19 protein-coding genes and 1 pseudogene are annotated in these 18,433 nt (G+C 47.1%); 12 read left to right on the top strand and 8 right to left on the bottom strand.

From position 1 onward, the window contains the following. Position 1 precedes the first annotated feature (1 nt). Together ACE3T3_RS11960 and ligA are read left to right on the top strand one after the other, a co-directional pair. Positions 2-970 carry a cell division protein ZipA C-terminal FtsZ-binding domain-containing protein gene (locus ACE3T3_RS11960; protein ID WP_374667206.1) on the top strand — a complete coding sequence of 323 codons (969 nt, stop codon included), beginning with the start codon at positions 2-4 and terminating at the stop codon, positions 968-970. Positions 971-1,077: 107 nt separating this feature from the next. Further along, positions 1,078-3,108 carry an NAD-dependent DNA ligase LigA gene (ligA, locus tag ACE3T3_RS11955; RefSeq protein ID WP_374667204.1) on the top strand — a complete coding sequence of 677 codons (2,031 nt, stop codon included), beginning with the start codon at positions 1,078-1,080 and terminating at the stop codon, positions 3,106-3,108. Positions 3,109-3,190: 82 nt separating this feature from the next. Here ligA and ACE3T3_RS11950 read toward each other — a convergent pair whose 3' ends face one another. Further along, on the bottom strand, positions 3,191-4,279 hold the full coding sequence (locus ACE3T3_RS11950; RefSeq protein WP_374667202.1) for an SDR family oxidoreductase: 1,089 nt from the start codon (positions 4,277-4,279) through the stop codon (positions 3,191-3,193). A 289-nt stretch (positions 4,280-4,568) separates the two neighbouring features. Between ACE3T3_RS11950 and rlmF the strand changes: the two genes are divergently transcribed. Together rlmF and bfr are read left to right on the top strand one after the other, a co-directional pair. Continuing rightward, positions 4,569-5,543 (top strand): 23S rRNA (adenine(1618)-N(6))-methyltransferase RlmF, encoded by a 975-nt coding sequence (gene rlmF / locus ACE3T3_RS11945; RefSeq protein ID WP_374667200.1) that lies wholly within the window; start codon positions 4,569-4,571, stop codon positions 5,541-5,543. Between the two features lie 376 nt (positions 5,544-5,919). Further along, positions 5,920-6,384 (top strand): bacterioferritin, encoded by a 465-nt coding sequence (gene bfr, locus ACE3T3_RS11940; protein ID WP_374667198.1) that lies wholly within the window; start codon positions 5,920-5,922, stop codon positions 6,382-6,384. Between the two features lie 110 nt (positions 6,385-6,494). Here the strand turns inward: bfr and ACE3T3_RS11935 are convergent, their stop codons facing one another. Further along, positions 6,495-7,067, bottom strand: a complete 573-nt coding sequence (locus ACE3T3_RS11935) for a peroxiredoxin (protein WP_374667196.1) — start codon at positions 7,065-7,067, stop codon at positions 6,495-6,497. A 378-nt stretch (positions 7,068-7,445) separates the two neighbouring features. Here ACE3T3_RS11935 and ACE3T3_RS11930 point away from each other — a divergent pair, with 378 nt between their 5' ends. The 5 genes from ACE3T3_RS11930 to bioD all read left to right on the top strand — a co-directional run bounded on the left by ACE3T3_RS11930 (position 7,446) and on the right by bioD (position 12,192). Then, positions 7,446-8,195: a hydrolase gene (locus ACE3T3_RS11930; protein WP_374667194.1), complete on the top strand. Its 750-nt coding sequence runs from the start codon at positions 7,446-7,448 to the stop codon at positions 8,193-8,195. An 85-nt stretch (positions 8,196-8,280) separates the two neighbouring features. Continuing rightward, complete coding sequence (gene bioA / locus ACE3T3_RS11925) at positions 8,281-9,573, top strand: adenosylmethionine--8-amino-7-oxononanoate transaminase (protein WP_374667192.1); 1,293 nt, start codon at positions 8,281-8,283, stop codon at positions 9,571-9,573. Then, positions 9,570-10,733: an 8-amino-7-oxononanoate synthase gene (locus ACE3T3_RS11920; RefSeq protein WP_374667190.1), complete on the top strand. Its 1,164-nt coding sequence runs from the start codon at positions 9,570-9,572 to the stop codon at positions 10,731-10,733. Before bioA ends, ACE3T3_RS11920 begins: the two co-directional genes overlap by 4 nt. Before the next feature lie 14 nt (positions 10,734-10,747). After that, positions 10,748-11,554, top strand: coding sequence for a malonyl-ACP O-methyltransferase BioC (bioC, locus tag ACE3T3_RS11915; RefSeq protein ID WP_374667188.1), 807 nt, complete (start codon positions 10,748-10,750; stop codon positions 11,552-11,554). Further along, positions 11,551-12,192 (top strand): dethiobiotin synthase, encoded by a 642-nt coding sequence (bioD, locus tag ACE3T3_RS11910; RefSeq protein ID WP_374667186.1) that lies wholly within the window; start codon positions 11,551-11,553, stop codon positions 12,190-12,192. The genes bioC and bioD overlap by 4 nt, the downstream gene beginning before the upstream one ends. Before the next feature lie 352 nt (positions 12,193-12,544). Here bioD and rluB read toward each other — a convergent pair. The 3 genes and pseudogenes from rluB to ACE3T3_RS11895 form a co-directional block, all read right to left on the bottom strand. After that, a pseudogene (gene rluB, locus ACE3T3_RS11905) lies at positions 12,545-13,402 on the bottom strand (23S rRNA pseudouridine(2605) synthase RluB); the annotation flags it as partial. Positions 13,403-13,443: 41 nt separating this feature from the next. Next, positions 13,444-14,037 carry an SMC-Scp complex subunit ScpB gene (scpB, locus tag ACE3T3_RS11900; protein WP_374667295.1) on the bottom strand — a complete coding sequence of 198 codons (594 nt, stop codon included), beginning with the start codon at positions 14,035-14,037 and terminating at the stop codon, positions 13,444-13,446. A gap of 8 nt (positions 14,038-14,045) precedes the next feature. Beyond that, positions 14,046-14,840, bottom strand: coding sequence for a ScpA family protein (locus tag ACE3T3_RS11895; RefSeq protein ID WP_374667184.1), 795 nt, complete (start codon positions 14,838-14,840; stop codon positions 14,046-14,048). A 287-nt stretch (positions 14,841-15,127) separates the two neighbouring features. On the opposite strand from ACE3T3_RS11895, the gene ACE3T3_RS11890 reads away from it, so the two are divergent. Continuing rightward, complete coding sequence (locus ACE3T3_RS11890) at positions 15,128-15,862, top strand: GNAT family N-acetyltransferase (RefSeq protein ID WP_374667182.1); 735 nt, start codon at positions 15,128-15,130, stop codon at positions 15,860-15,862. 30 nt (positions 15,863-15,892) lie between these two features. Here the strand turns inward: ACE3T3_RS11890 and ACE3T3_RS11885 are convergent, their stop codons facing one another. The 3 genes from ACE3T3_RS11885 to ACE3T3_RS11875 form a co-directional block, all read right to left on the bottom strand. Next, complete coding sequence (locus ACE3T3_RS11885) at positions 15,893-16,162, bottom strand: hypothetical protein (protein ID WP_374667180.1); 270 nt, start codon at positions 16,160-16,162, stop codon at positions 15,893-15,895. 44 nt (positions 16,163-16,206) lie between these two features. Then, positions 16,207-16,824: an L-threonylcarbamoyladenylate synthase gene (locus ACE3T3_RS11880; RefSeq protein ID WP_374667178.1), complete on the bottom strand. Its 618-nt coding sequence runs from the start codon at positions 16,822-16,824 to the stop codon at positions 16,207-16,209. A 131-nt stretch (positions 16,825-16,955) separates the two neighbouring features. Next, on the bottom strand, positions 16,956-17,618 hold the full coding sequence (locus tag ACE3T3_RS11875) for an elongation factor P hydroxylase (protein WP_374667177.1): 663 nt from the start codon (positions 17,616-17,618) through the stop codon (positions 16,956-16,958). A 97-nt stretch (positions 17,619-17,715) separates the two neighbouring features. Between ACE3T3_RS11875 and ACE3T3_RS11870 the strand changes: the two genes are divergently transcribed. Then, positions 17,716-18,273: a DUF177 domain-containing protein gene (locus ACE3T3_RS11870; protein ID WP_374667175.1), complete on the top strand. Its 558-nt coding sequence runs from the start codon at positions 17,716-17,718 to the stop codon at positions 18,271-18,273. A gap of 77 nt (positions 18,274-18,350) precedes the next feature. Continuing rightward, positions 18,351-18,433 (top strand): 50S ribosomal protein L32 (rpmF, locus tag ACE3T3_RS11865; protein WP_374667293.1); only part of this gene is annotated, 83 nt, incomplete at its 3' end.

The raw sequence follows: 18,433 nt of genomic DNA, 5'->3' as shown, positions 1-18,433 counted from the left end.
CATGGAAATCACCACAATCGTTGGGATTGTCGTTGCGGTCATTCTGATTTTAGTTGGCCTCAAGCTGGTTTTAAAGAAGCCATCCGATGCAGCGCCATCCTTGGATTCTGAACTGCATATCGACCCAGACAGCCAGCAGCCGGTGATCCCGCGCCATGTGCGCAGCCAGCTGAATGCTGCCGATGCGCCAGCAGAGCGGGTAGAGCCGACTTTGGCCGCTGCGGAAGCCGAAGAAGCCGCGCCAGCGGCACAGGCTGAAACTGAACTAGACTTAAAAGCCGAAGAGGCTGCTGAACAGCCCGCAGCTGAAACACCTGATGCGGCTGATGCCGCAGCGGAGGGGCAGGCGCCTGCAAGCGCTGAAACGGCTCAAGAAACGCCTGCAGAAAAGCTGACTGAAACTCAGGAAGCTGAAAAAGCGCCGGAATTGAGCCTGAATCAAATCGAAAAAGCTGAAATCAGTGAATTTGAAGATGAAAGCAACATTTTAGATGCGCATCTGTATGAACAGAAATTGGTCGATGATGAAAGCGCGCTGGCGACTGCAGAAACCTATATTGCGCTGAATGTCTATCCAGACAGCCGCGCTTTATCCGGTGAAAAAATGCTGAAAGTGCTGCTGAAATACGGCCTGCGCTTTGGCGAAATGGCGTGCTTCCACCGTTACAGCGAAGACGGCAGCCGCTTGCTGTTTTCTGTGCTGCAAATCAGCAATGACGGCGCTACCGGCTTTGATTTGGAAACCTTGTCCACAGAGCAAGTGAAAGGCTTGGCCTTTTTCTTGGCCTTGCCGCATGGCGATGTGCAGATTGCTTTTGACACCATGGACAGCGTTTCGCGTTTGATCGCGCGGGAAATTGAAGGCACGGTCTACGATCAGAATAATCAGGAATTTACCCCGCAGCTGCGTGAGCATTGGCGCCATCAGGCGATTGATTACCGTCCTGGCCAAACGGCGGCGGAAGCATAAGACTGCATTTTTTTCATTGCAGTCAATTCTGCGGATTTTTATAATAGCTGCAGAAGACGGTTTTTTGAGGGCGGAGATTTTACCGCCCTTTTTTATGGTGAATATATATGACACAGCAAAACACTGTGGTTGCGCAAATGCGTCAGCTGATCCAAATTCTGGCCAAGCATAATCATGCCTATTATGTAATGGATCAGCCGACCATTGAAGACAGTGAATATGATCAGTTATTTCATCAGCTCAAAGCGCTGGAAGAACAGCATCCTGATTTGGTTCAGCCGGATACCCCGACCAATACTGTCGGCGGCAAGCCTTTATCCAAGTTTGTTAGTGTGACGCATGCCGTGCCGATGCTGTCTTTGGGCAACGTCTTTAATCAGGAAGAGCTATTCGCTTTTGCGCGCCGCGCCGAAGAGCGCCTGCCGAATCAAAGCATTGAATATGATGTCGAGCTGAAATTTGATGGCTTGGCGATTTCACTATGGTATGAACATGGCGTGCTGGTGCGCGGCGTCACACGCGGCGACGGCGAAACAGGCGAAGACATTACTCAAAACGTCAAAACCATCCGCAACCTGCCGAAGGTGCTCAGCAGCGCTAAGGCGGATGTGCCTGAACTGCTGGAAGTGCGCGGTGAAGTGCTGATGCCGAAATCCGGCTTTGACAAACTGAATGCGGAAAATGAAGCCAAGGGCGAAAAGACTTTTGCCAATCCACGAAATGCTGCTGCAGGCAGTTTACGCCAGCTTGATCCCAATATTGCAGGGGCGCGCCCGCTCGCATTTTATGCTTACGGTATTGCGCAATGCGAACCGAATCATGGGCAAAGCACCATGTCGGCAAGTTTGGAATGGCTTATGCAGTTCGGCTTTGCCGTGGGTGAGCGGCACTTTATTTGCGATAATATTCACGATGTGCAAAAAGCCTATGAGCAAATGATTATTGAACGTCCAAGCCTCAGTGTTGAAATTGATGGCATGGTGATTAAGGTCAATAGTCTGAAACAACAACAAACCTTAGGTTTTTTAAGCCGTGAACCGCGTTGGGCCACTGCCTATAAATTTCCTGCGGTTGCGGCTTTAACCACAGTGGAAAATATCGATTGGCAAGTTGGACGTACCGGGACTTTAACCCCTGTTGCACGTTTAAACCCTGTGGCAGTGGGCGGTGTCACCGTATCGAATGTGACCTTACACAACATTGGTGAAATCCACCGTTTGGATGTGCGTATTGGCGATACAGTCAGTGTTTATCGCAGCGGTGACGTGATTCCCAAAGTGGAAAAAGTTTGGCCAGAGTTTCGTCCTGTCGATAGCATCGAAGTGCACTTACCTGAATGCTGTCCCGTCTGTTCTTCTCCCGTAGTGATGCCAGAAGGTGAAGCCTTAGCGCGTTGTTCAGGCGGCTTGTACTGTGCAGCACAGCGTATTGAAGCCATACGCCACTTTGTGTCACGTAAAGCGATGGATATTGAAGGACTGGGTGACCGCTGGGTGGAGTCGCTGCTGCATTTGGATCTGCTGAAAGATGTGGCGGATATTTACAGCCTGTATGAACATAGTGAACAGCTGCTGACCATTGAAAAAATGGGCGAAAAATCCGTTCAGAATCTCATTGATTCAATTGAAAACAGCAAGAAAACCACCTTGGCGGCCTTTATCTATGCGCTGGGTATCCGCGGTGTCGGTGAAACCACGGCGCGCATGCTGGCCAATACCTTTCAGACCTTTGATGCGATTCGTCATGCTGATCTTGAAGCGTTAAAGAAAACTCCAGATGTCGGTGATATTACCGCTGAATGGATTGTCGACTTTTTCCAAGCCCCGCATAACCTTGAGGTGGTAGACCGTTTATTGGCCGCGGGTATACATTGGGATGCGCCAGTTGCGCCTACTCGCCAACCGTTAAATGGTGAAAGTTGGGTGATTACCGGCACACTCAGTACCATGGGGCGTGATGAAGCGACCCAGATTTTGCAAGCCTTGGGCGCACGCGTCAGTGGTAGCGTATCAGGTAAAACCAAATGTGTGGTGGCTGGTGAAAAAGCCGGATCTAAACTGGAAAAAGCGGAAAAACTGGGTGTGCAAGTTATGACGGAAGATGAGTTTTTGGTTTTTGTGCAACAATATAACAGCTAAAGTGAAGCGTTAAATTGATGATGAAATGGGGCATATTAATGCCCCATTTTTTTTATTCAACAAATAGTTTTTGCGATTTGGTTTAAGGAATATATTTTTTGACTACGCCATCATCTAACAGTTGTTGGAAATGCTCAACCACACTGTTTTCAATATCTCGATATTCAATGCCCAATTCTTTCTTACTTTTTTCAGCATTAAAGTAAATCGGATAACCCATATTCAGTTCAACAAATTTACGTGGAAAACCCGCCAATGGCCCAAACAGTTTAAAGGCCGCTTTCGGCAATTGATTGCGTGGAAAAGGAAATTTCGGGCCAAAGTGCTGGCGCAGAATTTTGCCCATTTCCAGCAGGCTGAGTGTGCCGCCGCTGATGATATAACGGCCTGACGCTTGAGGGTTAAACGCTGCCTGCAAATGCGCATCCGCGACATCGCGCACATCAACTATGCCGTTCCACATCGGCGGAACACCGGCCAGCGTCATGCCATTGGCAAACTGTTCCAAGACTTCGACACTGCCAGATTTGGTCATTGCCGTCAGCGACGGGCCGAGCACCAAGGCGGGATTGACACAGACCAGTTCCCAGCGGTTTTGCGCCTTTTGCATCTCCCACGCTTTACGCTCCGCCATCACTTTGGAATATGAATAAGGCTGATGCGTTTCTGAACTGGTGCTGTTCCAGTGTGACTCATCAAAGATATTGTCTGCTGTTTTACGAATATCAATGGCATCGCCATAGGTCGAAGCAATACTGGACGTCACCACAACGCGCTTGACCGAGGCGGTATTATTCACGCTATTCAGCACATTTTCTGTGCCTAAAATGGCCGGTTCAATAATATCTTTCACCGCATCTTTAAAGTTGGTCACCACAAAAGGCGAGGCCATGTGGATGACAATTTCACAGCCTTGCATGGCTGCGTCAAAAGAATGCGGCTCCAGCAAATTGGCTTGGAACAGCTGCAGCGAACCGGAACTTTGCGCGGCAATTTTTTCTAAATGGGCAAAACTCTTTTTCTTATTTAAATCCCGAACGGTGGCATGCACGGTGCAGCCTTGCTCCAGCAAATTCTTAATGACCCAGCTGGCGATATAGCCTGTGGCGCCCGTGACGAGTATCTGTGTTGTTGTCTGGGTGTTCATATTCTTCAAATTCAATTGACTCATTTTTTATCATATTGAGAATATATAGTTTTGTCTTTGATTAATTTGAAAAAATATATTTTTATTATTGTGTTTGATGTACTCTAAATTCAGCAGAAATTTCATGTAAACGCTGCAAAAGCGATTTTTTATTGATTTCAAAAAACCATAAGATGGGATGAATGCTGGATAGACAAATAAAAGGATAGGGGCGTCATTGATGGTCAAATTCACGTACAATATCGATTAATTTGCAGGTATAGATCCTGCCTTATCAGATGATTCTGTTCTCCCGTTGATGATTGGCACACACATGGCGCAAGCAAAGAAATCTTTTCCGCAGCAAAAATCGGAATTACATGGACGAAATCTGCATCGCAGTCGTTATGATTTTCCTCAGTTAATCAAGAGTTGTCCGGAACTTGCACCTTTTGTCAGCCCCAATAAATATAACGATTTATCGGTAGATTTTTCTGATCCACACGCTGTAAAAATGCTCAATAAAGCGTTGCTCAAGCATTTTTATGGCATTCAATATTGGGATATTCCTCAAAATTTTCTTTGCCCGCCTATTCCGGGCAGAGCGGACTATATCCACTATTTAGCGGATTTGCTGAGTGCCAGCAATAAAGCGCAGATTCCAACAGGACACGCCGTTCAAGTGTTGGATATTGGGGTTGGCGCGAACTGTATTTATCCGATCATTGGTCATCGGAGCTATGGTTGGAAATTTGTCGGCTCAGACATTCATTTTGCATCGGTTAAAAGCGCTCAATTTATTGTGGAGGCAAATCCGAATCTGCGTAAAGGGATTCAGATTCGATTGCAGAAGACAGCGAGCAATATTTTCAACGGCGTGATTAAACCCTCAGACCGTTTTGATTTGACCATGTGTAATCCGCCATTTCATGCCTCGCAGGATGAAGCAAACGCGACAGCAACTCAAAAATTAAGAAAACTGGGCAAGCCAGTTGATCGAACCAAGGTGGTGTTGAACTTTGGCGGTCAAAAAAACGAACTCTGGTGTGATGGCGGCGAAGAACGATTTGTCTGCCAAATGGTGCAAGAGAGCATTCAGTTTGCTGAGCAATGCCTTTGGTTTAGTACGCTGGTTTCCAAGAAAACAACATTGCCTGTGCTCTTAAATGCCTTAGCGAAGAGCGGAGCAGTGGATGTGAAAACCATTAAAATGACGCAGGGACAAAAAGAAAGCCGTTTTGTCGCTTGGACTTTTCTAGATTCAACGCAACAGCAAGCGTGGAAGAATGCGCGTTGGACTTCAGCTTAAGCCGGTCTTCTTTGGAAATATCAGCTTTGTCTTTGACTGCAGTATATAAAGCATCAGTACAGAGTTTCCTATATTGATAAGTGCAAGCAGCTCAAGCGTGGCGTGTTGAATAAATCAGGCGATATTTGTGCTAAACAAGACGCATTGTTAATTGTTACAAAAAACAGCATTCAGCGATTTTTGATTATTTCGTGTTCTAAGCGCTTTGAATATTCTGCAAAGGCTTATTTTATATGTGGAAATTGCGTGGAATTGAACTGCAAATGCGTATGTTTATCATTTAAAATTTATATAAATCATAAACTTACAAAAATTATATTTTGCATTCACCTGAGAACTTGTCCATAATATTTGAAAAGGGTATGGAGTAAAGAAAATGCGTGGCAATCCAGAAGTCGTAGACTACTTAAATATGCTGATCGGCGGCGAGCTGGCTGCCCGAGATCAATACCTGATTCATTCCCGCATGTATGAAGATTGGGGCCTTTCTAAGATTTATGAGCGCATTGATCACGAAATGCAGGAAGAAGCGCAGCATGCTGACGCGATCATCCGCCGTGTGCTGTTCTTGGAAGGAACGCCCAACATGAACCGCGACGATATTGTGACCGGTGAAGATGTAGTGAGCTGCTTAAAAGCCGATTTGGCGCTTGAATACCATGTGCGTGAAAAACTGGCGCAAGGCGTGAAGCTGTGTGAAGAAAAAGGCGATTACGTCACCCGCGATATGCTGCGTCAGCAAATGTCAGATACCGAAGAAGACCATACGTATTGGCTGGAAAAACAGTTGCGTCTAATTCAATTGATTGGTCTGCAAAACTATATTCAGTCTCAAATGTAAGATCTGTTTTTCAAATTGAGTTTTGCCTAAAGGCAAAACTCAGCTGAATAAAAAAGCCTTTGGATGTGTGTCCAAAGGCTTTTTTTATGGTTCAGGGATGGAGAGCCGTTTTATTTCTTATTCAATTTTTGAATATCTGCCAAGACCTGCGAAGCGTGGGTTTGCGTGTCGACACTGCTGTAGTGGTAGATAATCGAGCCTTGCGGATCAATCAGAAACGTTTCCCGTTTGGCGATTTTGGCAATGCCGAAATTGCGCACGATGCCTAACTGATCTGCCAATTGGTGATTGCTGTCAGCCAGAATTGGAAAAGGCAGGCCCAGTTTTTCAGAAAATTTTTGATGGGAGGCCACATCATCCAGACTCACGCCCAGTACTGCTGCATTGTTTTTTACAAATTGCGGGTACAGCGCTTTAAATTGATTGGCTTCTTGGGTGCAGCCGGGGGTATTATCTTTAGGATAAAAATACAGCACTAGCCATTTGCCCTGATATTGTTTTAAATCATGCCATTTGCCGTGTTGATCCTGCAGTTTGAACGCGGGCGCAGGTTTCGCTATCCATTGTTTTTGATCGCTGTTTAACGCATTAAAGATCGAATTTTCAGCATAGGCGGGAACAGTAAAAGCGCTGGATGCCGCAAAGGTGAGCAAGCTGATTTGCATGAGTGCAGTTATTTTCATGGCGCGTACTTTTTAGGTCATTTTGCCTAGATCGTAGCAGATTTTCAGATAGCATTGAGCAAAAGGCCATTCTTTTAGCTTTGCTCAGGATGAGAGGGGCATGCTGCAGCAAGGAGTATCCAGCTGAATAAGCTATCGGCTGTTTTAAAGCGGCTCAGCTGTTTGTTTTCATCAGAGCATCTGATCTTTGGCCATATCTACAGCATTTTTTTACTTTGGATAGGGCAAAAGCAGCAGAATCTTTTGCTGCTCAATAGGGATATCCTTATCGCTCTTGAGCAACCAAGACATGCAGGCCGCCTGCCGCGGCAGCAGATTTCAGATGTGATTTGAAATAGCGCTGCTGAGTGCGACGTTCTATACTGTTTCAAATCATTCATGATCTTCGAGTTTGCATTGAATCAGCGTATTTTACTTATTACCGGCTGGGGCGGCGGCACCAAATTGCTGCAGCCTTTACAGGAAGCTTTGATGCAGCAGGGCCATCAAGTCGAGCTGATCAATATTTTCAATGCGCTGGATCCCGAAATTCTGCAGCAGCAGGTGGAACGGGCGCGGGCTTTTGATGTGATCATTGGCTGGTCCTTGGGCGGCCAATTGGCAACGCTCTTGGCGGATCACATTGCCCAGCAATTTTCCGAACAGAAAATTTTGATTACCTTGGCATCCAATCCGTGTTTTGTGGCCAATGACGAATGGAAAACCGCCATGGATCAGCCGGCATTTCAAAACTTTAAGCAGTCTTTTGAAGCCGATGCGATTGCGACTTTAAAAAAATTCGGCTTTATGGTCTGCCAAGGCACGCCAAACACCAAGCAGGATTTTTTGACTTTGCAAAGTTTGATTCAGGCGCAGAATTTAGACACTTTGCGCGCAGGGCTGAATTGTCTTGAACAATTGAATAATGTCAGTATCTTAAAAAACTATTCAGGTCATCAATATCACCTGTTTGCCAAGCAGGATTATTTAGTTAGTTACAAAGTTGAGCGGAATCTTCGAAATTTCGCTGTGGAATTTTTAGAGACAGAGCTGGTTGGCGGCTCGCACGGCATGCCGTTGTTTGAGTTTGAAAGCATAAGTTGCAAAATCTGCCAATATTTAAAGAAAATTAAACAAACAACCGGATAACTGACTTATCTCGCAATTTATTTTTCAAGCGTGCAGGTTTAACATCGTGCTGAATTGATGTAAACGCCTTTTCATGGAGTGAAAGATGACTGAATTAACAGATCTGCAGTTTGACCAGCAGCATATTTGGCATCCGTATACCTCCATGACGCATCCGCTGCCGGCATTCAAAGTCAAAAAAGCCTATGGCGCAATCATTGAACTGGACGATGGCCGCCAGCTGATTGATGGCATGTCTTCCTGGTGGTGCGCGATTCACGGCTATAACCATCCTGAACTGAATCAAGCGGCAATCGATCAACTGCAGCAGATGTCGCACATCATGTTTGGCGGCCTGACCCATGATCCTGCCATTCAGCTGGCAAAACTGCTTTTAGAGATTGCGCCGCCTAATTTAACCAAAATTTTTTATGCCGACTCCGGCTCGGTAGCGGTCGAAGTGGCGCTGAAAATGGCGGTGCAGTATTGGACTGCAAAGGGCCAAAATAACAAAACCAATTTTGTCACGCCGCGCTCGGGCTATCACGGCGATACTTGGAATGCCATGTCGGTGTGCGATCCTGTGACGGGCATGCATCAGATTTTTGGTTCCAGCCTGCCTAACCGCATCTTTGTGCCTGCACCGCAAACCGCTTTTGATGCAGTGTGGAATCCTGAAGATATTGCCGAACTGGAGCAAACTTTGGCGCAGCATCATGCCAGTATTGCAGCACTAATTCTTGAGCCGATTGTGCAAGGTGCGGGCGGCATGCGTTTTTACCATTCTGAATATTTACGCCAAGCCAAACTGCTGTGTGAAAAATATAAGGTGCTGTTGATTTTTGATGAAATCGCCACCGGCTTCGGCCGCACTGGCAAGCTATTTGCTTGGGAACATGCCGGTGTCGAGCCAGACATTATGTGCATCGGCAAAGGCTTGACGGGAGGCTATATGACGCTGTCAGCGACACTGACCAGCAAGCAGGTTGCGGAAACCATCAGCCAAGGCGAAGCGGGAGTGTTTATGCACGGCCCGACTTTTATGGCGAATCCTTTGGCCTGCGCCGTGGCGCTGAAAAGCACGCAGCTGCTGCTGTCACAGGATTGGCAGGCCAATATTCAGCGCATTGAATGCCAGCTGCAGCAGGGGCTGTCCGCTTTAAATCGTTTGGAGCACGTGCAGGATGTGCGGGTGCTCGGCGCCATTGGCGTGGTGGAGCTGAACTTTAAGGTCGACATGCAAAGCTTACAGCAGGAATTTGTCCGCCGTGGCATTTGGGTTCGTCCATTTGGAAAATTGGTTTACGTCATGCCGCCGTATGTGATTTCTGAACCAGAACTCAAAACGTTGTTAGCGCAATTGGTGGAAGTGGTGGAAAATATGGAGCAAGCAGCATGAGCACACATTTGCTTGATCATTTTTCGACTCAGCTCGATCAATTAAAACAACAAGGCAATCTACGTCAATTTAGCGCCAATCTTCAGCAAGATCGTTACATCACCATCAATCAGCAGCGCATGTTGAATTTAGCTTCGAACGATTATTTGGGTTTGGCCGCAGATATTCAGCTTCGTGAACAATTTTTTGATGAAACGCTGAATGCACAGCGTTGGATGAGTTCATCGTCATCACGTTTATTGACGGGGAATTTTCCTGAATATGAACAGCTCGAAGCCAGTTTAAGCCACGCCTTTCATGGTCGGGCGGCACTCTTGTTTAATAGTGGCTATCACATGAATATCGGGATATTGCCTGCACTGGCTGACAGTAAAACCCTGATTTTGGCGGATAAACTGGTACATGCCAGTATGATTGATGGCATTCGATTATCCACGGCTAAATATGTGCGTTATCGCCATAATGATTTGATTCATCTGACCCAGCTTTTGGAAAAATATCATGAAGATGCGGCGATAGAGCGGATCATCGTGGTGACTGAATCGATTTTTAGTATGGATGGTGATGAAACGGATTTGGCTGAATTGGTGCGGATTAAAAAGCAATTTGCCAAAGTCATGCTATATGTCGATGAAGCACATGCAATCGGTGTGCGTGGAGAGCGGGGGTTAGGCTGTGCAGAGCAGTATGCTGTAATCGATGAGATTGATCTTCTAGTAGGCACTTTCGGCAAGGCGATGGCCTCTGTCGGCGGTTATTTGATTTGCCATCCGGTGATCCGTGAGTATTTGATCAACAGCATGCGCCCGCTGATTTTCAGCACCGCGCAGCCGCCCATCTGCATGGCGTGGACCGATTTTATTTTGCGCCAAGTGCTGCAGTTGGATGCAAAACGCCAGCATCTGCTGCAGATCAGCCGGCAGCTGCAGCAGGCCGTTCTATCCCAAGGCTATGACTGCCCGTCCAGTTCGCATATTGTGCCGGTGATTATCGGTGAGTCGCAAAAAACCGTCGCTCAAGCCAAAGCGCTGCAGGCGGCAGGGTTTTATATCATGCCGGTGCGTCCGCCAACGGTGCCGCAGCACAGTTCCCGTTTGCGCATTTCTTTAACGGCATCCATATCAGCAGCTGAGATTGATCAGCTGGCGACGCTGCTTTGAGCCAGAGCATGCAGATGCAGCAGTCCCATATTGAAAAAGCCCACGTTGCGCAGCGTTTTGCCAAAGCGCATCAGAGCTATGATGCGCATGCTATTGTGCAAAAGCAGATTTGCCAGCAGTTAATGCAATTGATACAGCAATATGTATTTGCACGGCATTGCTCTCAAACAAATGTTACTCATGCGCTAGAAATCGGCTGCGGTTCAGGCCGTATGACGCATTTACTGCTGCAGCATGCTCAGATTCATCAATTCACACTCAATGACTTATATCCTGAAATTCAGCAGCATGTATCCGCGGCAGCATATCCAGCGACACAGATCGATTGGCTGATTGGCGATATTGAAGCGTTGCCTTTGCCGCAGCGTTTGGATTTGGTGCTGTCTAGCTCTGCATTGCAATGGATGAGTGATTTTCCTGCCTTGATGCAGCGTGTGCAGCAGTCCTTAATTCCACAATGTTATTTGTGCTTTTCGACTTTTGGTGCAAAAAATTTGCAGGAAATTAAAGCGCTGACAGGACAGGGGCTGAATTATCTGACATTAGCAGAAATACAAAATGTGCTGAATGAAACAGGCTTTGATGTGGTGCACATTTCTGAAAGTGTACAAACTATTCATTTTGAACACCCCAAAGCGGTGCTGCAGCATTTGAAAGCGACCGGCGTGACGGCCAGCTCCGCTAAGCACCGCTGGACTAAACAGTCTTTGGCACAGTTTTATCAAGATTATCAGCAATTTTCTCAGCGTAATGCTGCGGGACTGTCGCAGTATACATTGAGTTATCACCCAATTTATTGCATTGCACGGAGACGTTTATGACAGCGCCAGTTTATTTTATTAGCGGCATTGATACCGGCATTGGCAAGACTTTTACTACTGGCTATTTAGCCAAATTGTGGAATGCGCAAGGCATTAAAACCATCACCCAAAAGCTGATTCAAACGGGCAATATTGATGTGTCAGAAGATATTGAGCAGCACCGTGAAATTATGCAAATGGGCTGGTTTCTAGAAGATGATACTAAGCTGACCATGCCTGAGATATTCAGTTATCCAGCATCGCCGCATTTGGCCGCTAAAATTGATGGTCGTGAGATTGATTTTCAAAAAATTGAAGATGCAACACAGCAATTAACTATGCTGTATGATGCTGTACTTTTGGAAGGTGCTGGCGGCTTGATGGTGCCATTAACCGAGCGCTTGCTGACCATTGATTATGTGGCGCAAAAACAGCTGCCCGTCATTTTAGTCAGTTCTGGGCGTTTGGGCAGTATCAATCATACGATTTTGAGCTTAGAAGCAATAAAAAGCAGAAATATAGAACTGTATGCGCTGGCCTATAATCTCAATGATGAATCGCAAGATAAATTAATTTCACAAGATACGGCAGATTATTTGAAAGGCTATTTGGCGCAGCATTTTCCACATGCACAGTGGATTGATATTCCAGCGCTTTAAATCAAATTGCTCAGCTATTGCTAAGCAGGCATAAAAAACCGCTCATTGAGCGGTTTTTTTCAGTTTTGAATTAAAACTTTTTAAAGATTTTTTTGGTGCCGTATGGCTTGCGCGGTGCATTTTCATCACGGCGTTCACGATTGCCAAAGTCGCGGTTGCCAAAATTGTCGTCACGGCGCTCGCGGTTTGCAGGAGCTTCCTGACGGTCGCGTTGACCATATGTGCCTTGGTTGCCGTTGCTGCGGCGTTCATTCTGCTGACCAAACTGACCTTTATTGTCGCGGCGCTGACCATATTGATTCATATCATCACGGCGTTCACGTTCACGGCCATACACTGGTTTTTGCTGTGTTTCTTCTTCGTTGTCACGGCGCTGCTGACGTAAGAAACCACCACGGCGCGCAGCCATCGGTTTGTCTTGCATACGTTCGTTGCGGCGTTTTGCCATACCAAACAAGCCAGTACCTTGACGTGGTTTTAATTCAACAGACTTGGTTAAGTTGTCGATATCTTGTTTATCTAATTCCATCCAGCGGCCAGTGCGCAGTTCGCGAGGCAGAATTACAGTGCCGTAGCGTGTACGTAGCAGGCGGCTTACTTTTAGACCTTGAGATTCGAAAATCCGGCGTACTTCACGGTTACGACCTTCTTTCACCACAACTTGATACCAGCGGTTAATACCGTCACCGCCAATTTCAGTGAATGATTCAAATTTCGCAGGGCCGTCATCTAGCGTCACGCCTTTGAGCATGTTGTTTTTCAGCTGCGGTGTTACTTCCCCCATAACACGTACAGCATATTCACGCTCAATTTCATTTGACGGATGCATTAAACGGTTTGCTAGTTCGCCATCATTTGTGAACAGCAATAAACCTGTTGAGTTGATGTCCAGACGGCCCACCATTACCCAGCGGTCACCGGTGATTTGAGGCAATTGCTCAAACACAGTCGGACGGTTTTCCGGATCGCTGCGTGAACAGATTTCACCTTCCGGCTTGTAGTAAATCAGCACACGGCGGCGGATTTCATCTTCAATCTGGAATTGCACTTTACGGCCGTCGATGCGAAGCTCATCGCCCGGTTCAATGCGTTCACCCACTTGGGCCACTTGGCCATTTACGCTTACACGTCCAGCGGCAATGACTTCTTCCATATAACGGCGAGAACCCAAACCAACACGTGCAAGCACCTTTTGCAATTTTTCACTCATGACAGCATAACCTTAGAAATTATCATCTACAGTTCACCTATTTATGATTTCGGCGCATGTGCATCGAGGACCATAAAAGCTTCCTTGGCATCCTGAAGGGGAGGCAATTGACCTAAAGAGTGAAGGCCAAAAGCATTTAAAAATTGTGGCGTTGTAACTAACAACGCAGGTCTTCCAGGGAGTTCTCGGAAACCGGATTCTTTAATCCAGTTCCAGTCAAACAGCGTGCGCAGCATTTGGCTGTTATTGGTGACTCCACGAATTTGTTCAATGTCCGCCCGCGTCACTGGCTGATGATAAGCAATCACAGCGAGGGTTTCGAGCAGCGATGGCGATAAACGAGATGGTCGTTCAGGCCAGGTTTGTACAATAATATTACGATATTTTGCGCGAACTTGAAATCTGTAACCTTGCGCAGTTTCAACCAATTCAATTGACCGGCCATGCTGCAGCAGTGTCAGCTGCTGCAAAAACTGGCGCAGTTCCTGCTTGCTGTAGCGGTTTTCAAAAGCTTCTTTTAAGCGCGCAACAGAAACAGCCGTATCGCTGGCAAAAATAATGGCTTCCAGCTGCATCAGCACTTCATGGGTGTCTTCCGGCTGCGGCGCTTGGTCTAAATTCAGTTCATAATTCATGTCATTGCTCATGCTTGAACTCCTTGAATTGCCAGCGGCGCTTCTACACCAGAAGCAATAATGCTGACGCGTTGCTGACGGGTCAGTTCTAAAATCGCCATAAACGTCACCACCATGCCCATACGGCCCTGGCTGGGTTTCAGCAGCGCTTCAAATTCTAAAACCTCACCGCTTTGCAGCTTGCTTTCGATATAGGCAATGCGCTCTTCCAGCAGCACCGGCTCTTGCAGCACTTGATGCACGACAGGCTCTGGACGGTTGAAAACGCACAGGATCGCATCGCGCAGCAGGCTGGCATCATAGCCGTCATTGCTGAAGGACACATAACCTAAAGCGACATTGGTTTCAAAGGTGTCGCGCTCTAAAATGGTCATTTGACCCAGGCGTTCGGCGGCCTGCTTAATGCGTAAATAGTTTTCTAAACGGTCGATCAGTTCTTGTTTTGGATCGGCTTCAACAGCCGATACATTTTTCGGTTTTGGCAGCAGCAGGCGGGATTTTAAATCGGCCAGCAGGGCCGCCATCACCATATAATCGGCTGTCAGTTCAATGTTCAGCGATTTCATGGCATCCATATAGGACAGGTACTGAGCCGCGATCGGCGCAATGTCCAGCTGGAGCAAATCAAAACCGTTTTTTTGAATCAGATAAATTAAAAAGTCGAGTGGGCCTTCGAAATGTTCTAAAAGAATTTCAAATGCGGCAGGAGGAATGTACAAATCCTCTGGAATCGTATCCTGCCACTCATCCAATACACGGATGTGTGCAGATTGCTCCACGGGTTCATGGATAGGTTGATTCATTGCAGTTATAGGCCACGCGAATTTTCAAAGGCATGAATAGCGATTTCAAATCAAATCGGGACTGAGCGTGTCAGCAGGTGATGAGAAAAAGCAAAGATAAAGTATGGCGGTAGTCTAATGGAAAAGCGCCTTGAAATAAATCACAGCAGGGCGAATTCCTTAAAAAATTCCTTGAATTGCCGAAAAAATGGCGGTGCAGTTCGCATTTTTAGTCAAAATAGCCTGGCCGGTTGTGCGGTATGATGCCTTTTCAACAGCGTAGATGCATAAAAATAGATCGGACTGCGATGAAAAATTACCAAAAAAATAAACAAAATGAATTTGGCCAGCACGTTGGCCTGCCGGTACAGCTGAATATTCAGCCGGAACACTGCTTTGCAATGCTGCATGGACAGAGGGTCCGCTTGCTGCCTTTTTCGGCGCAGGCATTCAGCGAAGCCAGGCTGCAGCAGCTGTGGGACTGTGTCCGCACAGAACCGGATGCACGCTGCTGGACCTATTTGCCTTATCCGCCGATGGCCAGCGCAGAAGCCTTACAGGCTGATCTGCAGCGCGCTTTCGGTTTTAGCAATTCACAGCATTATGTCATTGAGCTTGATGGGCGTGCCGTGGGCTGGACCGCGCTGCTGAATATACAGCCTGCGCATGGCGCAGCGGAAATCGGCAATGTGTATTTTTCACATCAGCTGAAGCAGTCAGCCGCGGCTACCGAAACCATATATTTATTGCTGAACGTCTGCTTCAGCGCAGGCTATCGCCGGGTTGAGTGGAAATGTGATGATTTGAATGAGCCTTCCAAACGCGCCGCGCTGCGTTTTGGCTTCAGCTATGAAGGGCTGTTCCGCCAGCATTATGTTGTCAAAGGCCGCAGCCGCAATACCGCATGGTTTTCGATGCTGGATGATGAATGGCCTGAGCTGGAACAAGCCTATCAGGCCTGGCTGAATGCGGATAATTTTGATGCGTCTGGCCAGCAAAAAGTCCGCCTGCAGGATTTTATGCAGCTGCATCAGCAGCATTGATCTGCTGGCTGCAGGTTGGGCCGATCGGCTTTAAGCATTCTGCATGACATATTCAATGACACGCAGGCACTGATCACGCAAGCAGAGGTTTGAATATGGGCTGTTCTGCAGCATTTTTTGGAGCAAATCAATCTCTAAAAAATATTCAAAGACCAGTTCACCTTGATTCAGCTGGATGATTCCTGCTGCCGGTTCGAGAATCACTTGGACCTCAGACTCTGGTGTCCAAGGCTCAACAGCATAAATGGTTTCATTGCCATTAAAATGGCTGATGTTCAGCAGCACCTGAAATAAATCCATATTGAGAGCCTCCTGAAGGGCTTCCGCAAATGATTTGTTTAACGCTATTCAAATGCGCTGACATCACCGGCGCCGCGGCGGATGATTTCAGGCTGAGTTCCAGCTAGATTGACAATGCTGGTGGTATTTAAGGTGCCCAAACCGCCATCGATCAGGACATCAATCAGCTTGCCGATCTGCATTTCAATATCATAAGGATCATCAATCGGGTCATTCTGCCCTGGCAGAATTAAGGTTGAAGTCAGCAGCGGCTCCCCCAGTTCTTTCAGCAGCATTTGGCAGATCGGGTTGCTCGGAATGCGCAGGCCAATGGTCTTCTTTTTCGGATGCATCAGACGGCGCGGCACTTCGCTGGTGGCCGGCAGAATAAACGTGGTAATGGCTGGGGTATTGCTCTTCAGCAGACGGTACATGGCATTGTCCACTTTGGCATAAGTGGCAATATCAGACAGGTCTGAACAGATAATGGCATATTGATGCTTGGCATCCAGCTGGCGGATTTGCGCAATGCGCTCCATGGCATTTTTATTGCCGATCTGGCAGCCAATGGCGTAAGCGGCATCGGTCGGATAGACGATCACATCGCCGGCGCGGATGCGCTCTACAGCCTGACTGATCAAGCGGGGTTGAGGATTGTCGGGATGTACGCGTAAATGCAGCATATCTGGTCCTCCATTCTTATCGTTTGGCTGCCGGTTTGAGGCAAGCCTTAAAGCAGACAATGATACAGCTGTGTCTATTATGGATGCGCAATATCTGGGCGCGCAATGCATCATGCGTAGATTTGTGTAATTTAATCAAGCATTTCACGCAGAAACTCATTCGATTGTAATGTTTTGCCATTTCGCGTGCAGGCGCAGATGCAGTCAATAAAATGCTGCGCATCTCTCGGCAGTTTCGCTTCACCGGAAAAATAGCGCTGCAGCTGGGCATGCACATTGTCTTTAAAGGCTGCGCCATCGCCGCCGTCACCGGTTAAATTGTCCAGCGAGACGCGGAATTTGCGTCCAAAAGCCTGTGCAAACAGCCATTCAATGGCTTGCGGCTTGATTTCCACCTGTTCGAATAAAGCCTGCTGCTCGCGCGTACGGCCATCCGGCGCATACCAATAGCCGAGATCCGGCAGCAGGCGGCGCTGATCGCCGGCAATGCTCCAGTGGCTGATTTCATGCAGCGCGCTGTTGAAGAAACCGTGGGCAAATTGAATGCGGGCAGGGGCGCCGCCATCTGCCGGAAAATATTCAGGTTCGAAGTCACCTTTGACCAAAATGACATTTAGGTGGGAAAACCAGTGATTAAAGTGTAAGATGAGCCAATCGACCTGATCCGGTTCTGCCGATAATTTCGCCCATTGCGAGAGTTGCGCTGGCTTGGCTGAAATGTCAGAATCGGCGGTTGAAAGTGTGCTCACAAGTGATGAAACATTCACTTCTGTTTGCGGCTGCAACAGATGCATGACTTGAATTACCCAAATGGTCTGTCTAAATAAGTGCAAAATTGTATCTTAATCTTTGACAGAGTACTGATGAATTTGTAGAATTGCCGCCTTAATTATGTCAGCAAATACCTTTCCGGCACAGATTGAGCCGTTTAAATGGGCCGAACAAGGCTTTAAATGGACAGGAACCCTGCCATTATCCCGCTTTGTTCGCATTGCCCGTGAAGCTGTTGGATCAATTGATGATCAATTGATCAGTATAGACTGTAAGCTATCAATGGATGCTTATCATCGCGTTGTTTGGCTGGATGGCCATGCTGAAACTAAAGTTCCGATGGAATGCCAGCGCTGTTTAGGCGCGGTTGAAATTGAACTGGTTTCAGATTTTCATCTGGCTCTCGTGGATGACGAGTCACTGATAGAGCGCTTGGATGAGGATGCTGATTTCATCGTTTTAGGTGAAAGTGAAGCAACAGTTAAAGGCACATATGATGCGCCTGCAACCGCTGATTTACTTGCGCTGATAGAGGATGAATTGTTATTGCTGCTGCCGTTGTCTCCTAAGCATGACGCTTGTGAACATAAGCATCAGCCTGCCGTTCAAGAGGCTGCTGAAGAAAAGCGGGATAACCCGTTTGATGTTTTGGCAGGTTTGAAGGGTAAACTTAACTAATTTTTGTGTTATACTCCCAAGTATAAGACAATCGAATTTGTTCTGATCCATTTTTTCGATCTTTGTAAGGAGCCATCATGGCCGTTCAGCAAAACCGTAAAAGTCGCTCTCGCCGTGACATGCGCCGTTCACATGACGCTTTAACCGAGAATGCATTAAC

The sequence above is a fragment of the Acinetobacter sp. genome (assembly GCF_041919735.1).
Classification (GTDB): Bacteria; Pseudomonadota; Gammaproteobacteria; order Pseudomonadales; family Moraxellaceae; genus Acinetobacter.
Note: the sequence above shows the minus strand (reverse complement) of the source record. Positions and strands in the feature narration are given on the sequence as shown.

Coding starts and splice junctions, on each gene's coding strand:
- ACE3T3_RS11960 (WP_374667206.1), top strand. CDS start 2: ATGGAAATCACCACAATCGTTGGGATTGTCGTTGCGGTCATTCTGATT.
- ligA (WP_374667204.1), top strand. CDS start 1,078: ATGACACAGCAAAACACTGTGGTTGCGCAAATGCGTCAGCTGATCCAA.
- ACE3T3_RS11950 (WP_374667202.1), bottom strand. CDS start 4,279: ATGAGTCAATTGAATTTGAAGAATATGAACACCCAGACAACAACACAG.
- rlmF (WP_374667200.1), top strand. CDS start 4,569: ATGGCGCAAGCAAAGAAATCTTTTCCGCAGCAAAAATCGGAATTACAT.
- bfr (WP_374667198.1), top strand. CDS start 5,920: ATGCGTGGCAATCCAGAAGTCGTAGACTACTTAAATATGCTGATCGGC.
- ACE3T3_RS11935 (WP_374667196.1), bottom strand. CDS start 7,067: ATGAAAATAACTGCACTCATGCAAATCAGCTTGCTCACCTTTGCGGCA.
- ACE3T3_RS11930 (WP_374667194.1), top strand. CDS start 7,446: ATGATCTTCGAGTTTGCATTGAATCAGCGTATTTTACTTATTACCGGC.
- bioA (WP_374667192.1), top strand. CDS start 8,281: ATGACTGAATTAACAGATCTGCAGTTTGACCAGCAGCATATTTGGCAT.
- ACE3T3_RS11920 (WP_374667190.1), top strand. CDS start 9,570: ATGAGCACACATTTGCTTGATCATTTTTCGACTCAGCTCGATCAATTA.
- bioC (WP_374667188.1), top strand. CDS start 10,748: ATGCAGCAGTCCCATATTGAAAAAGCCCACGTTGCGCAGCGTTTTGCC.
- bioD (WP_374667186.1), top strand. CDS start 11,551: ATGACAGCGCCAGTTTATTTTATTAGCGGCATTGATACCGGCATTGGC.
- scpB (WP_374667295.1), bottom strand. CDS start 14,037: ATGAATTATGAACTGAATTTAGACCAAGCGCCGCAGCCGGAAGACACC.
- ACE3T3_RS11895 (WP_374667184.1), bottom strand. CDS start 14,840: ATGAATCAACCTATCCATGAACCCGTGGAGCAATCTGCACACATCCGT.
- ACE3T3_RS11890 (WP_374667182.1), top strand. CDS start 15,128: ATGAAAAATTACCAAAAAAATAAACAAAATGAATTTGGCCAGCACGTT.
- ACE3T3_RS11885 (WP_374667180.1), bottom strand. CDS start 16,162: ATGGATTTATTTCAGGTGCTGCTGAACATCAGCCATTTTAATGGCAAT.
- ACE3T3_RS11880 (WP_374667178.1), bottom strand. CDS start 16,824: ATGCTGCATTTACGCGTACATCCCGACAATCCTCAACCCCGCTTGATC.
- ACE3T3_RS11875 (WP_374667177.1), bottom strand. CDS start 17,618: ATGCATCTGTTGCAGCCGCAAACAGAAGTGAATGTTTCATCACTTGTG.
- ACE3T3_RS11870 (WP_374667175.1), top strand. CDS start 17,716: ATGTCAGCAAATACCTTTCCGGCACAGATTGAGCCGTTTAAATGGGCC.